The 14,248-nt window shown below is 67.8% G+C and carries 7 protein-coding genes; 3 read left to right on the forward strand and 4 right to left on the reverse strand.

Annotated elements, in window-relative coordinates:
• Positions 1-27: 27 nt before the first annotated feature.
• Together VGN66_RS02520 and VGN66_RS02525 are read left to right on the forward strand one after the other, a co-directional pair.
• Positions 28-3,225 carry an amidohydrolase family protein gene (locus VGN66_RS02520; RefSeq protein WP_327517268.1) on the forward strand — a complete coding sequence of 1,066 codons (3,198 nt, stop codon included), beginning with the start codon at positions 28-30 and terminating at the stop codon, positions 3,223-3,225.
• 119 nt (positions 3,226-3,344) lie between these two features.
• A complete protein-coding gene (locus tag VGN66_RS02525; RefSeq protein WP_327517269.1) occupies positions 3,345-5,171 on the forward strand; it encodes a family 43 glycosylhydrolase in 1,827 nt (608 codons plus the stop codon).
• Here the strand turns inward: VGN66_RS02525 and VGN66_RS02530 are convergent.
• The gene (locus tag VGN66_RS02530; RefSeq protein WP_327517270.1) at positions 5,168-6,157 is read right to left on the reverse strand and encodes a LacI family DNA-binding transcriptional regulator; all 990 of its coding nucleotides are present in this window, start codon (positions 6,155-6,157) and stop codon (positions 5,168-5,170) included. The two genes, VGN66_RS02525 and VGN66_RS02530, sit on opposite strands and share 4 nt — an antisense overlap.
• Before the next feature lie 179 nt (positions 6,158-6,336).
• Between VGN66_RS02530 and VGN66_RS02535 the strand changes: the two genes are divergently transcribed.
• Positions 6,337-8,634, forward strand: coding sequence for a glycoside hydrolase family 3 N-terminal domain-containing protein (locus VGN66_RS02535; protein ID WP_327517271.1), 2,298 nt, complete (start codon positions 6,337-6,339; stop codon positions 8,632-8,634).
• Between the two features lie 85 nt (positions 8,635-8,719).
• Here the strand turns inward: VGN66_RS02535 and VGN66_RS02540 are convergent, their stop codons facing one another.
• From VGN66_RS02540 to VGN66_RS02550, 3 genes are read right to left on the reverse strand one after another with little or no spacing between them, the layout of a single operon-like run.
• Complete coding sequence (locus VGN66_RS02540) at positions 8,720-10,054, reverse strand: glycoside-pentoside-hexuronide (GPH):cation symporter (RefSeq protein ID WP_327517272.1); 1,335 nt, start codon at positions 10,052-10,054, stop codon at positions 8,720-8,722.
• Positions 10,051-13,464, reverse strand: a complete 3,414-nt coding sequence (locus VGN66_RS02545; RefSeq protein ID WP_327517273.1) for a chromosome segregation SMC family protein — start codon at positions 13,462-13,464, stop codon at positions 10,051-10,053. The genes VGN66_RS02540 and VGN66_RS02545 overlap by 4 nt, the downstream gene beginning before the upstream one ends.
• A gap of 27 nt (positions 13,465-13,491) precedes the next feature.
• On the reverse strand, positions 13,492-14,232 hold the full coding sequence (locus tag VGN66_RS02550; protein ID WP_327517274.1) for a thioredoxin domain-containing protein: 741 nt from the start codon (positions 14,230-14,232) through the stop codon (positions 13,492-13,494).
• Positions 14,233-14,248: the final 16 nt, after the last annotated feature.

Consider the following 14,248-nt stretch of genomic DNA (forward strand, 5'->3'; position numbering starts at 1 on the left):
TCCCAGAACATATTCAGGGAGTCCCATATGCGTCAGTCGGTCGCCGGCGTCCTCGCCGCGCTCTTCGTCATTGGTCAGGCAAACGCGCAGGACAAGCCCGCCGAAAAGCCCAAATGGGACGTCAACGCGCCGCAGGGCGCGACGCTGAAGCAGGCGAAGATCGACACCGATGAAGGCACCTGGATCGACGTCGATGTCAGCCCCGATGGCAAGAGCATCGCCTTTGCGCTGCTCGGCGACATCTACACCATGCCGATCGCGGGCGGCACGCCGACGCGCGTGGCCGAGGGGATGGCGTGGGAAGTGCATCCGCGCTTTTCCCCCGACGGCCGCCGCATTGCCTTCACTTCCGACCGCGGCGGCGGCGACAATATCTGGATCATGAATGCCGACGGCAGCGACAAGCGTCAGCTGACCAAGGAGGATTTCCGCCTGCTCAACCAGCCGAGCTGGTCACCGGACGGGCAGTATATCGTCGCGAAGAAGCATTTCACCACCGGCCGTTCGCTCGGCACGGGTGAGGTGTGGCTGTATCACGTTTCGGGCGGGGCTGGGGTGCAGTTGGTCAAGCGCCCGAACGAGCGCCACCAGAAGGAACTGGGCGAGCCGATCTATTCGGCGGACGGCAAGGGCGTGTATTTCACGCGCAACATCACGTCCGGCCCGATCTTCGAATATGCGCAGGATTCGAACACCAATTTGTTCAACATCGAGCGCTATGACCTCGAGACCGGCGAGACGACGACTGCCGTGTCGGGTCTGGGCGGATCGGTGCGCCCGGCGCCCTCGCCCGACGGCAAGTCGATTGCCTTTGTCCGGCGTGAAGCGGGCAAGTCCAAGCTGTGGGTCAAGGACCTGGCAAGCGGTGCCGAGCGGATCGTCTATGGCGCGCTAGATCAGGACGTGCAGGAAACCTGGGCGGTCACCGGCGTCTATCCCAACATCGACTGGACGCCCGACAGCAAGTCGATCGTGTTCTGGGCGGGCGGCAAGATCCGCCGCGTCGATACCGATGGTGCCAACGCCGCAGTGATCCCGTTCCGTGTCGCTGACACCCGCGCAGTCGCCGACGCCCCGCACCCGCAGATCGCGGTCGCTCCGGCGAGCTTCACGACGAAGATGCCGCGCTTCGCCACCGTCTCGCCCGATGGCAGCCAGCTGGTGTTCGAGAGCCTGGGCAAGCTCTGGGTCAAGCCCGTCAACGGTGGTACGGCCAAGCGCCTGACCAACCTGGCCGATGGCACTGGCATGGAGCTGTTCCCTTCATGGTCGCGCGACGGGCGGTCGATCGTGTTCGTCCAGTGGAATGACGAAAGCCTCGCCTCGATCCGCGTGGTCGCCGCGTCGGGCGGCGCGGCGCGCAGCGTGACGCAGCAGCCGGGCCACTATGCGCGGCCGCAATTCTCCCCCGACGGCAAGACGATCGTGTTTGAAAAGGGCGATGGCGGCGGGCTGACCGCACCCAAATGGGGTGAGAACCCCGGCGTCTATCGCGTCGCGACCGCTGGCGGCGCGCCGGTGATGGTCACGCGCAGCCTGTCGCGCCCGCAATTTGGCGCATCGAACGCCCGCATCTTCATGGTCGAGGGCGGCGAGAAGCTCCAGCTCGTCTCGACCGACCTGAACGGTGAGGGCAAGCGCGTCCATGCCGCAGGTGAACTCGCCACCGAATTCATCGTCGCACCGGACGGCAAGAGCGTCGCCTTCCGCCAGAATTATCAGGTGTTCGCGATGCCGCTGATGCCCGGTGGCCAGCAGGTCGCGGTCGCACCCAAGGGCGATGCGCTCCCGGTGGTGCGCGTCAGCAGTGATGGCGGCGATTACATCACCTGGTCGGGCGATGGCGCGCGGCTGCACTGGAGCCTCGGCCCGACGCTCTACACCGCCGACCGCAGTGCATTCTTCGCCTCGGCACCCGGTGGCACCAAGGTCACCGTGACCCCGCGCACCAGCTCGATGGCGATGGAGGTCGAGGCGGCCAAGGCGCGCGGCACCGTGGCGCTCACCGGCGCGCGGATTGTCACCATGGCTGGCGCTGATGGTGGGGTGATCGAGAACGGCACGATCCTGATCGAGGGCGATCGCATCGTCGCGGTCGCGCCGACCGCTGCGATCCAGCTTCCCGCTGGGACCAAGATGGTGGATGTCGCCGGCAAGACGATCATCCCCGGCCTCGTCGATGCCCACGCGCACGGCCCCTATGGTACCGACGAGCTGATCCCGCAGCAGAACTGGTCGCTGCTCCAGAATCTTGCGCTCGGCACCACGACGCTGCACGACCCGTCGAGCCAGGCGGCCCACGTCTTTGCCGCGGCAGAGATGCAGCAGGCGGGCAAGATCCTTGCCCCCCGGCTCTTTTCGACCGGAGAGATCGTCTATGGCGCGCGTGCCGCGGGCGTGTACGCGCAGATCGACAGCTATGACGATGCGCTCAACCATGTCCGCCGCCTGAAGGCGCAGGGTGCGTACTCGGTGAAGAACTACAACCAGCCGCGCCGTGAGCAGCGCCAGATGGTCGTCGCCGCCGCGCGGGCGGAGGGGATGCAGGTCGTGGCCGAGGGCGGGTCGCTGTTCGGCATGGACATGAACCTGATCGCCGACGGCAACTCGACGCTGGAGCATAATGTGCCCGGTGAGGTGTTCTACAAGGACGTGCTGCAGTTCTTCGGCCAGAGCGACACCAACTACACCCCGACGCTGGTCGTCACCTATGGCGGCCTCGCCGGCGATCCCTATTGGCGGCAGGCGACCAATGTCTGGGAAAACCCGCTGATGGTCCACACGCCCCCGGCGCAGCTGCGCGCCGATACGATGCGGGTGACCAAGGCGCCCGAAAGCAACTTCGTCGATGACGAGGCCGCGCGAGAAGCGAAGAAGGTGATGCAGGCCGGCAAGCTGGTCGCGATCGGCGCGCACGGGCAGCAGGCCGGAATCGGTGCGCATTGGGAGCTGTGGTCGTTCGTGCGCGGCGGCATGACCCCGGTCGAGGCGCTGCGTACCGGCACGATCGATTCGGCCAAGTCGCTGGGCTACGCCAAGGATGTCGGGTCGCTGGAGCCGGGCAAGCTGGCCGACCTGCTGGTCCTCGACGCCGATCCGACCGCGGACATCCGCAACAGCGACAAGATCCACCGCGTCATGCTCGGCGGGCGGATGTACGACCCGCGCACGATGAACGAGGTCGACACCGGCACTGCGAAGCGCCGCGCCTATTGGTGGGAGTGACCATCTAAAATCCTCCCCCTTGCGGGGGAGGATTATCTTGTGCTGACGGGTTTCTTCCTGAATTGTAACCGGTTACAGGGCCTTCGTGCTCGTCGCGGCGCAGGTTTGGGAGATGGTCGGTGCGTGCAAGCCTTGCTTTGGTGTTGGTCAGCCTGTGCACAGCGGGGACTGCGACCGCGCAGCCGGGCAAGCGCACCTACGCCAACCCGATCGATCTCGATTACCGCTACAATTATGAGCAGGTGAACGAGGATATCTCGTACCGCACCGGCGCCGATCCGGTGATCATCCGGCACAAGGGCGCTTACTATCTCTTCCAGACGCTGGCCGAGGGCTATTGGCGCTCGACCAATCTGATCGACTGGACCTTCATCACCCCCAGCCGTTGGGAAAAGGGCGGGTTCGTCGCCCCCGCCGCCTGGTCGGACGGCGAGCGGCTGTATCTGATGCCGTCGATGATGGAGCCGGGGTCGGTCTACGTCTCTGACGCGCCGGAGACGGGCAATCTCGACTATTTCGTGCGCCGCATGCCGCGCCTGCCGGGCCAGGTCTGGCCGGGTGGTGAGGCGAACATGAAGCCGGGCGATGTGCCGCCGGGGCCATGGGATCCTGCGCTGTTCCTGGACGACGATGGCAAATGGTATTTCTATTGGGGATCGTCCAACGTCTTCCCGCTCTATGGCCTTGAGATCGAGTTCAAAGACGGCCGGATGATCTACAAGGGCCGCGCGACCGAGGCGTTCAAGCTCGACCCCGACAATCACGGCTGGGAACGGTTCGGTCAGGATCATTCGGGTACCCTGCCCGACGGCACGCCGATCAAGCCGTTCATGGAAGGCGCCTGGATGACCAAGGTCGCCGGCACCTATTACCTTCAGTACGGCGCGCCGGGGACCGAGTATAACGCCTATGCCAATGGCGCGTACGTCTCGAAATCGCCGCTCGGTCCGTTCGAGTACGCGCCGTGGAATCCGGTCGCCTACAAGCCCGGCGGGTTCGTCGAGGGCGCGGGGCATGGATCGACGGTGCAGGATCACCACGGCAATTGGTGGAACAGCGGCACGCCGTGGCTCGGCCATAACTGGACGTTCGAGCGGCGGATCAACCTGTTCCCGACGCGGTTCGAGGCGGATGGGCAGATGTGGGCCTCGTCGCGCTTCGGCGATTTCCCGCACTGGATGCCCGAGGGCAAGGTCGAGGATATCGAGGGGCTGTTCACCGGCTGGATGCTGCTGTCGTATCGCAAGACGCTGACCGCATCCTCGACCTTGGGTGAGTTCCACGCGAGCCGTGCGGCGGACGAGAATCCGCGCACCTTCTGGGTCGCCGCGAGCAAGAAGCCGGGCGAGATGCTGACGATGGACCTTGGCGCGGCAAAGACGGTCCGCGCGATCCAGGTCAATTTCGCCGACTATAAGTCCGGCCGCTATGGTGATGCGCCGGACATTTACACCGAATTCCGGCTCGAAGGGTCGATCGACGGCAAGAGCTGGTCGAAGCTGGCAGAGACTGAGGCCCCGCGCCGCGATCGGCCCAACGCCTATTTCCAGCTCGAGGCGCCGGCGAAGGTCCGCTTCGTCCGCTACGTCCACGGCCATATCGGCGGCGCGCATCTGGCGATCAACGACCTGCGCGTGTTCGGTACCGCCGATGGCCGCGCGCCCGCGATGCCGGGTGCGGTGGCGGCCGTGCGGGACACCGACGAGCGCAACGCCAAGATCAGCTGGCGCAAGGTGCCGGGTGCGACCGGCTATAACGTGATGTGGGGCATCCGCCCGGATCGGCTGACGCTGACCTATCAGGTGTTCGCGGATGAGTTGGGTGATGGCCCGCAGGCGAAACTCGATCTGCGCGCGCTGAACAAGGGCGTTGGCTATTATGTGGCGGTGGAGGCGTTCAACGAGACCGGGGTCTCGAAGCGTAGCGCGCCGGTGAAGGTGCGTTAGCCCGCGCTCGTCGCCCGAACGACCAGTTCGGCCTGGTGTAACTCGGCGCGCGTGTCCGGCCCTTCGCCCTCGAGCACGTCGATCACCCGGCCGATCGCCTCCTCGCCCAGTTCGGCGATCCGCACGCGCATCGTGGTGACGCCGAGATAACGGGCGAGCGGGATGTCGTCGAAGCCGGTGACGGCGACCCGGCCCGGAACGTCGATCCCGGCGGCGCGCAGTCCGTTGAGGCAGCCGATCGCCATCATATCGTTCGCCGCGAACACCGCATCGCTGTCGATCTGGCCCGTCACGATCGCGCGCGCGACGGCCTGACCGCCCTCTTCCGCGAAATCGCCGGGCAGGATGATCGGCTCGACCCCGGGCAGGTGCCGGGCGATGCTGGCGCGAAAGGCGCTGGCGCGTTCGCTCGCATCGATATTGCCCTCTGGCCCGGCAATATGAACGATCCGCCGCCGTCCGGTCGCGACCAGATGCGCGACCATCGCATCGGTCGCTGTGTCATTGTCGAGGTGCACGGTTGCCAGATCGGTGATCGCGCGCGGGCCGTGGATGACCAGCGCCGGGAGGCCGGTCGGCAGCGCGCGGCGCAGCATCGCTTCGGACAGATGCGGTGCCATCACCACCAGCCCGTCGACGCGGCCGCGCATCGCCCGCAACGCCATCGCCGCCTGTTCGCTATCGTCATGCATCACCGACAACAGCATGACATAGCCGCGCCGGCTCGCTTCGCGGTCCAGCCCGCGCACGAACTCGCTGAAGAACTCGCCATGCAGGTCGGGCAGCACGACCCCGATTGCATGCGCGCGGGCGAGGCTGAGGCTGCGCGCGCCGGCATGGGGGACATAGCCAAGCTCGGCGGCAGCGGCGATCACCCGCTCGCGGGTCTCGGCGCGGACATTGCCCAGCCCGTTGAGCGCGCGCGAGACCGAGGCGATCGACACCTGCGCGTGCCGTGCCACATCCCGAATCGTCGCCTCACCCATGCCGTCCCACCCCCATTTTGAGAACGTTCTTCTCCACCGGGTCATTCGCGATTGCAAATCCGATCGTTAGGCGGCATGTAACCGGTTACGGTTTGCCGCGACAACCTCAATCCGAGGCGCGCCATCCATCCGTATTTGCCGTACCCTTGCCGGTGCGCCCCGTTCAGGAGAGGACCAACATGCTCGACACCCGGATTTCCCGCCGCGCCGCCCTGATGGGTGCAGGTGCGGTCGCCGCATGGCTGCACAGCCCCGCGCGCGCGCTGATGGGTGAAGCCGGCAAGATCGAGGTCCCCGGGTTCGTTGACGCGCTGATCGCAAAGATGACGATCGCGGAAAAGGCCGGACAGCTCAGCCTGATGGCTGCGGCATGGGGCGGCGGCGCAGCGATCGCGATGAACCCGCCGAGCGGCTCGAACGCCAATTTCGGCCAGCAGGTCGATGAAGTGCGTCAGGGCCGCATCACCGGTGTGTTCAACGGCAACAATGCCCGCATGTGCCGGGTCATGCAGACCGCGGCGATGCGGGAGTCGCGCCTCAAGATTCCGCTGATCTTCGCCGCCGACATCATCCACGGCCATCGCACGGTCTTCCCGGTCCCGCTGGGCGAGGCGGCGAGCTTCGAGCCGCTGCTGGCGCAAAAGGCTGCGGCTGCCGCGTCGTTCGAGGCGGCGGCTGCCGGCATCGACTGGACCTTTGCGCCGATGGTCGACATCGCGCGCGACCAGCGCTGGGGCCGCGGCGTCGAGGGTTCGGGCGAAGACGTGCTGCTCGGCAATCTGTTCGCCGAAGCGCGCGTGCGCGGATTCCAGGGCAAGAGCCTCAAGGCGATCGACACGATGATGGCGTGCGCCAAGCATTTCGCCGCCTATGGCGCGGCCGAAGCGGGGCTCGACTACAACACCGTCGACGTGTCCGAGCGCACGCTGCGCGAAGTCTATTTCCCGCCGTTCCAGGCTGCGTTCGCTGCCGGGGCGCCGACCACCATGGCCGCGTTCAACGAGCTGTCGGGCGTCCCCGCGACCGGCAATGAATGGCTGATGCGCAAGATTCTGCGCGACGAATGGGGCTTCGACGGCTTTGTCGTGTCCGATTACACCGGCGACATGGAAATGATCGCGCACGGCTACGCCGCCGACGCGCGCGAGGCGACCAAGCTCGCCTTCATGGCCGGTGTGGACATGAGCATGACCAGCGGCTTCTACCGCGACCACCTGCCCGACCTGGTGGAAAAGGGTGAGGTGCCGATGGCGCGGGTCGATGAATCGGTGCGCAAGGTGCTGGCGCTCAAGGCGAAGCTCGGCCTGTTCGAAGACCCGTTCCGCCGCATCGATGAAAAGCGTGAAGCGGCGCGGACGCGGACCAAGGAAAGTCTCTCGCTGGCGCGCGATGCGGGCAAGCGTTCGATCGTGATGCTGAAGAATGACGGCGACCTGCTGCCGCTGCCCAAGAGCGGCAAGAAGATCGCGATCATCGGCCCGTTCGCCGAGGGGCAGCACGACCTTAACGGTCCGTGGTGCGTCTATGGCGACAACAAGCAGGCGATCGATCTGGCGACCGGCGTGCGCAATGCGCTGGGCAAGACGGCACCGGTCACGGTTACGCTGGGTTCCAAGGTCGAAGAGCCGCTCGACGGCGGCATCGCGGCGGCGGTGGCGGCGGCGAACGCGGCCGACGTCGTGCTGCTCGCGATCGGCGAGAGCGAGAACATGTCGGGCGAGGCGCAGTCGCGCACCAGCATCACCGTTCCGGCCCCGCAAATGGCGCTGGCCGAAGCAGTCGCGGCGACCGGCAAGCCGATCGTGGTGCTGCTCAAGAACGGCCGCGCGCTGGCGCTGGAGGGGGCGGTCAAGAATGCGCCCGCGATCCTCGTCACCTGGTTCCTGGGATCGGAGAGCGGCAATGCGATCGCGGACGTGCTGTTCGGCGACTATAGCCCCTCGGCGCGCCTGCCGATCAGCTTCCCGCGTGAATCGGGGCAGCAGCCTTATCATTATGCGCACAAGCCGACCGGCCGCCCGAACCCGAGCGACGACAAGCTCGAGCCATACAAGACGCGCTGGCGGACCAGCCCCAACTCGTCGCTGTATCCGTTCGGCCATGGCCTGACCTACGGCAAGGTCGAGTATGCGGGGCTGACGCCGCAGGCTGGCACGCTCGGCTGGGACGGCGAGATCGCGTTCACCGCGACGATCACCAACCGCGGCACCCGCGCGATCGAGGAAGTGGTGCAGATCTACATCCGCGACCGCGCGGCGAGCATCACCCGCCCGGTGCGTGAGCTAAAGGCCTTCCGCAAGCTGGCGCTGGCTCCCGGCGCGAGCGAGACGGTGCGCTTCGTACTGCGCCGTCGCGACCTGCAGTTCATCGGCATGGACCTCAAGCCCACGGTCGAACCGGGCCTGTTCGACGTGTGGATCGCCCCGTCTGCAGAAGCGCAGGGCGTGCATTCGACCTTCACCCTCGTAGCGGCCTGACGGCCGCGCGCCCCGGACCTGGTCCGGGATTCGGCACCGCTCCAGCTCCCCCTCCTCCCCCGGGGCGGTGCCGAATTAGGGGGCGTTAGCGGCGCAGATCCTTGACGATTTGCGCGTGCGCACCGCGCGCTAACGGGTTGAGCGCCATCATCACACACGAGAATACGAGAAAGGCGAGGGGGACCGCGCCGATGGTCAGGCGCATCGCGGTGAGGGTCGCAGCGCTTTGTTCGACGTTGGCGACATAGCCGGCGGCATCGAAGCCGAAGCCGATGATCGCAGTGGCGATGCCGATCGCGACCCGCTGAAGCAGCGCCGCCATGCCAAACACTGCGCCCTCGACCCGTAAGCCCGTGCGCTGTTCGCCATATTCGATCGTGTTGGGCAGCATCGCCCAGAACACGAAGTTCAGCCCGACGATCATCGCCTGCATCGCCATCAGATACGCCTGCATCACCCCGGCGCGGTGGATGTCGAACAGGGCGAAGGCGGCGAGTCCGGCGCTGGCGAGACCGGCGGCGAGGAACCACAGCCCGCGCGCGCCGATGCGGCGGCGCAGCAGCATCCACAACGGCACCGACACCGCACTGACCACGCTCATCGACGCCAGCGCCAGCTGTCCGCTCGCCTCATCGTGCAGGAAATATTTGAAGTAATAGAGGACGGACTTGTTGAGGATCGTCACCGCGACGATCACCGCCATCATGGCGAGGTTCAGCGTGACGAAGGCGCGGTTGGCGGCGATCACGCGCAATGCGGTGAGCACCGGCACCGGCTCCGCGCGGTCAGGGACATCGGCCTCGCGATAGCTCAGGCCGACAAAGGCGAGGATCGCGGCCCCAGCGAGCGCGAACAGGATCGCCGCGCCGAAATAGGCGTCGGCGGCGCGTTCGGCCCCGAGTAGTCCGGCACCGAGCGGGACGGTGCCGAGCGCGACGACGATCGCGGCGAGCGTGCCCGATAGCATGCGCACCCCGGCAACGAACGCGCGGTCGTTGCTGTCCGCGCTGACCCGCGCGCTCATCGCCAGATAGGGGACGTTCAAAAAGGCATAAGCGGTGCGGAACAGGATATGCCCGGCAAAAATGCCAACCATCCCCCAGATGCCCGGCGCGAGCGGAGGCAAATAGGCGAGCATGAAGCCAAGGCCCAGCGGCACGCCACCCAACGCGATCAGCCGCCCCAGCCCCCCGCGCGGCTCATGCCGGTCGGCGAGCAGCCCGGCGGCGAAATTGGCGATCCCGTCCCATACCGATGCGGCCAGGAAGATCGTCGCTGCCACACCGACCGGTAGCCCCAGCGCGTCGGTGTAATAGAACAGCAGGAAGAGCATCGCGCTCTGCCAGTAAAGGTTGAACGCAAAGTCCCCGAACCCGAACAGCGCGAGGCGGAAGCGGGTGGGGCGGGTCGCGGCGTTCACTCCGCCGCCAGCAGCGATTCGGCGCCGCCCAGATCGACCGAGACGAGGCGGCTGACCCCGCGTTCGACCATCGTCACGCCGAAGAGGCGGTGCATGCGGCTCATCGTCGCGGCGTTGTGGGTGACGATGAGGTAGCGGGTCGCGGTTTCGCGCGTCATCGCTTCGAGCAGGTCGCAGAAGCGTTCGATATTGGCGTCATCGAGCGGCGCATCGACCTCATCGAGAACGCAGATCGGTGCGGGGTTGGTGAGGAACAGGGCAAAGATCAGCGCGACCGCAGTCAGCGCCTGCTCGCCACCCGAGAGCAAGGTCAGCGACTGGAGCTTCTTGCCCGGCGGTTGCGCCATGATCTCAAGCCCCGCCTCGAGCGGATCGTCGGAGTCGATCAGCGCGAGATGTGCCTGGCCGCCGTTGAACAATGTGGAAAACAGGCGGCGGAAATGCTGGTCGACCGCCTCGAATGCGGTGAGCAGGCGTTGCCGGCCCTCGCGGTTGAGTGTGCCGATGCTCCCGCGCAGCCGGTGGACCGCCTGAATCAGCTCGTCGCGTTCGGCAGCGGCAGTCTGGGCGGCGGTGGTGAGTTCAGCCAGCTCGGTCTCGGCGACGAGGTTGACCGGCCCGATCCGCTCGCGCTCGGCGATCAGCCGGTCATGCGCGGCGGATTCATCCTGCGGGCCGCGCACGCTGTCGGGATCGAAGCCGACGCGTTGCGACAGGACGGGTGGCGGACATTCGAAACGCTCGCCCGACAGGCGGTTCATTTCGACTCGGCGCAGGTCGTGGTTCTCGGCACGCGCGACGGCACCGGCGCGCTGCTCCCGGGCCTCGCCCAACGCATCGCCGGCGGCGCGGACGGCTGCTTCAGTGCCGCGCAGTTCGGCTTCAGCTTCACGCTCGGCGAGCTGGGCGGCGGCGCTTTCGATACGCGCTTCTTCGCTCGCGCGTTCGGCCTCGGTGAGCGCAGCGTCTAGTTCGGCGGGGCGGCTGGCGAGTGCCTCGGCGGCGTCGGCGAGTTCGATCGCGCGGGCGTCCATTTCGGCGATGCGTCGCGCAGCTTCGCCAGCACGTGAGGTCCAGCTGCCCCGTTCGGCCTGCGCGGCGGCGAGGCGTTCGCGCGCTGCGGCGATGTCGCGTTCCAGAGCGCCGCGCTCGGCCCGCGCGGTCGCGGCGGCGGTGCGGCGCCGTTCGGCTTCGGACGACAGCGCGCCGACCTTCGCGCGGATTTCGCTGCCATCAGGCAGCGCGGCGCGCGCGGCTTCGGCGCGGGTGACCTCGCCAGCGGCTTCCTCCTGCTCGGCGGCGGTCCGGGCGCGGCGGCCCTCCAGATCGGCGCGCTGGGCATCGAGCCGCTCGATCGCGGCGGCGGCGCGGTCTTCCGCGCGGGTTGCCTCGCGCCCGGTCGTCTCCGCGCTGTCGAGCAGGCGGCGGCAGTCGGACCCGGCGCGCTTCGCCTCGGCGATCTCGGTCTCGATTCGCGTCAGTTCGGTGTCGGCGGCATCGACCGCGCGCACGGCGGCGGGGCGGACTTTCTCGATCGCGTGGAGGCGGTTGACCCGCTCCAGCCGCTCCGCCGCTGCTGCGCCGCCCGAGCGCGCGACATAGCCGTCCCAGCGCCGCAGCACGCCCATTAGCGTCACCAGCCGCTGCCCGACCGCGAGCGGCTGGCCGTCGTCGCTCTCTGCAACCAGCACCTGTGCCAGCCGCCGGGCAAGTGCGGGCGGGGCGGTGACATGGGCGGCCAAAGGGGTGGTCGCGCGCGGGGGTGGCGGGTCGCCGGGCAGTGCCTCGGCCCCTGCCCAATGGCGCTCGCCCGTCGGGTCGAGGCCCGCCTCCAGATCATCACCCAGCGCGGCGGCGAGCGCGCGTTCATAGCCCGGCGCCACGGTCAGTCTGTCGAGCAGCCGTTCCTTGCCGCTGGGCCGCGTGGCTTTGGACAAGGCCGCTGCTTCGCTGTCGAGCTGGGCGAGTTCGGCATGTGCCTCGGCGCGAGTGGATTGGGCGCGGCTGCGCGAATCGATCGCGGCGCGTTCGGCGGCATCGGCGCGTGCGAGGCCGGTGCGTGCGGATTCGGCCTGATGTGTTGCCTGCGCCCGTGCATCGGCAGCGCGCTGGCGTTCGGCGGCGAGCGGGGCAGGATCGCCGAGCGCGCGGATTTCGGCATCGACCCGCGCGGCCTCGCGCGTCGCGCGTTCGGCGCGGGTGCGGGCGGCGGCGAGCGCGGCGTCGGCGACGCGGGTTTCGGCGGCCTCGGCGGCTTGTGCAGCGAGTGCCTGTGCCAGCGCCACCTCGGCATCGCGCGCGGCGCGCTCGGCGTCGGTCAGCGCTGCATCGAGATCGGGCATGCGCGCCGTTGCTTCGGCGATGCGCGACTCGAGCGCCTGCGTCTCGCTGTCGAGCCGGGCGAGCGCGTCGGCGGCGTCGCGGGCAAGTGCGCCTTCGCGCTCCTTGTCGGTTTCCAGTCGCGCGGCCGAATCGCGCAGTTCGGCGATCCGCCGGTCGATCGCGGCGCGTTCGCTGCGCAGTGTCGCGAGCCGGTGCATCGCCTCGCTTGCCCGGTCGCGCTGCGCCAGCGCGGCGGCACGGGCAGTGGCGAGCGTGGTCGCGACCGCCTGTTGCGCGGCGAGCGCGCTTTCCTGTGCCGCCGTGCGTTCGGCGACCAGCGCCTCGGCCGCGGCGGCTTCCTTCTTGGCCGCATCTGCGGCGGCAGCAGCATCGCGCCAGCGGGCGAAGATCATCCGCGCCTCGGCCACGCGGATTCGGTCGGACAGCTCGCGATAGCGCTCCGCCTGTCGCGCCTGCCGCTTGAGCGCGGCGGCGCGGGCCTCCTGGTCGGAGATCATCTCATCGAGTCGGGTGAGATTGGTCTCGGTCGCGCGCAGCTTTTGCTCGGCGTCCTTGCGCCGGACATGCAGGCCGGAGATGCCGGCGGCCTCCTCGAGCATCTGGCGGCGCTCGCCGGGCTTGGCCTGAATGATCGCGCCGATCCGCCCCTGGCTGACCAAGGCCGGGGAATGCGCGCCGGTGGCGGAGTCGGCGAACAGCAGGCCGACATCCTTGGCGCGCACGTCGCGGCCATTGATGCGATAAGCCGAACCCGCACCGCGTTCGATCCGGCGGACGACTTCCAGCTCGCCTTCATCGGGGCCGCCGGCCTGTTCGGCGAGGATCGAGACTTCGGCAAAGTCGCGCTGTGGACGGGTCGCGGTGCCCGCGAAGATCACGTCCTCCATCCCCGCACCGCGCATGGATTTGGCGCTGTTTTCGCCCATCGCCCAGCGCAACGCTTCGAGCAGGTTGGACTTGCCGCAGCCATTGGGGCCGACGATGCCGGTCAGCCCCGGCTCGATGCGCAGGTCGGCGGGGTCGACGAAGCTTTTGAACCCCGTCAGGCGGAGCCGCTTGATCTGCATATCAGCGGCCCCGCCCACGGGTCATGGTCAGGCGCCTGCTGCCTTCAGCGCGGTTTCGACCTGCGGCCAGGTGCCGGTGTTTTCCAGCACCTTGCCGTTGAGGATGAAGGTCGGGGTGCCGGAGATGTTATACTCCTTCTGGCCAGTCTCGGCCGCCTTCACCAGCGCTTCGGTCGCGGCCTGATCGGCGAGGCACGCGCGCGCCTGTGCCTCGGGCACGCCGCGCTGCTGAACGAAGGCGAGATAGCCGAACTTCTCCGCCACTGCGGCAACGCGCTGCTGCGGCGGCATGGCTTCGACCTGCTGGATGAAGGGGTCGCCCTGCTTCGGACCGTTGCTCATCAACGTCTGCTGTTCGGCGAACATCTGGTCGAGGATCGGGAAGAAGGTGGCGGGACCCGCGCACTGGCCGGCCAGCGCCGCGCCGACGTCGATCTGGTTGAGCAGGAAGTCGCGGAATTCGAAGCTGACCTTGCCGGTCGCGATATAGGCCTTGAGCGGCTCCATGCCGGTGATCGCGAAATTGGCGCAATGGCCACACGTGCGCGATCCATATTCGATCAGCTTGATCGCCGCGTCGGGGTTGCCCATGCGGAACCCGCCCTCGGGTGTCTTGACGACGGTGTCGACCCACTGAGTGCCCGAGGGGGCAGATACGCCTGCGACCGGGGCGGCCGGCGCGGCGGCGGTGTTGTTCCCTGCGTCTTCGCCGCCGCCGCAGCTGGCCAGCGCCATCGCCGATACCAGGCCGATTGCAATTCGCTTCAAGTCACGTCTCCACGCT

This window comes from Sphingomonas sp. (assembly GCF_035998645.1).
Lineage (GTDB): Bacteria > Pseudomonadota > Alphaproteobacteria > Sphingomonadales > Sphingomonadaceae > Sphingomonas.

Bases quoted from the DNA above. Each gene is read 5' to 3' on its own strand.
- VGN66_RS02545 (WP_327517273.1), bottom strand. From the start codon at position 13,464: ATGCAGATCAAGCGGCTCCGCCTGACGGGGTTCAAAAGCTTCGTCGAC.
- VGN66_RS02535 (WP_327517271.1), top strand. From the start codon at position 6,337: ATGCTCGACACCCGGATTTCCCGCCGCGCCGCCCTGATGGGTGCAGGT.
- VGN66_RS02530 (WP_327517270.1), bottom strand. From the start codon at position 6,157: ATGGGTGAGGCGACGATTCGGGATGTGGCACGGCACGCGCAGGTGTCG.
- VGN66_RS02520 (WP_327517268.1), top strand. From the start codon at position 28: ATGCGTCAGTCGGTCGCCGGCGTCCTCGCCGCGCTCTTCGTCATTGGT.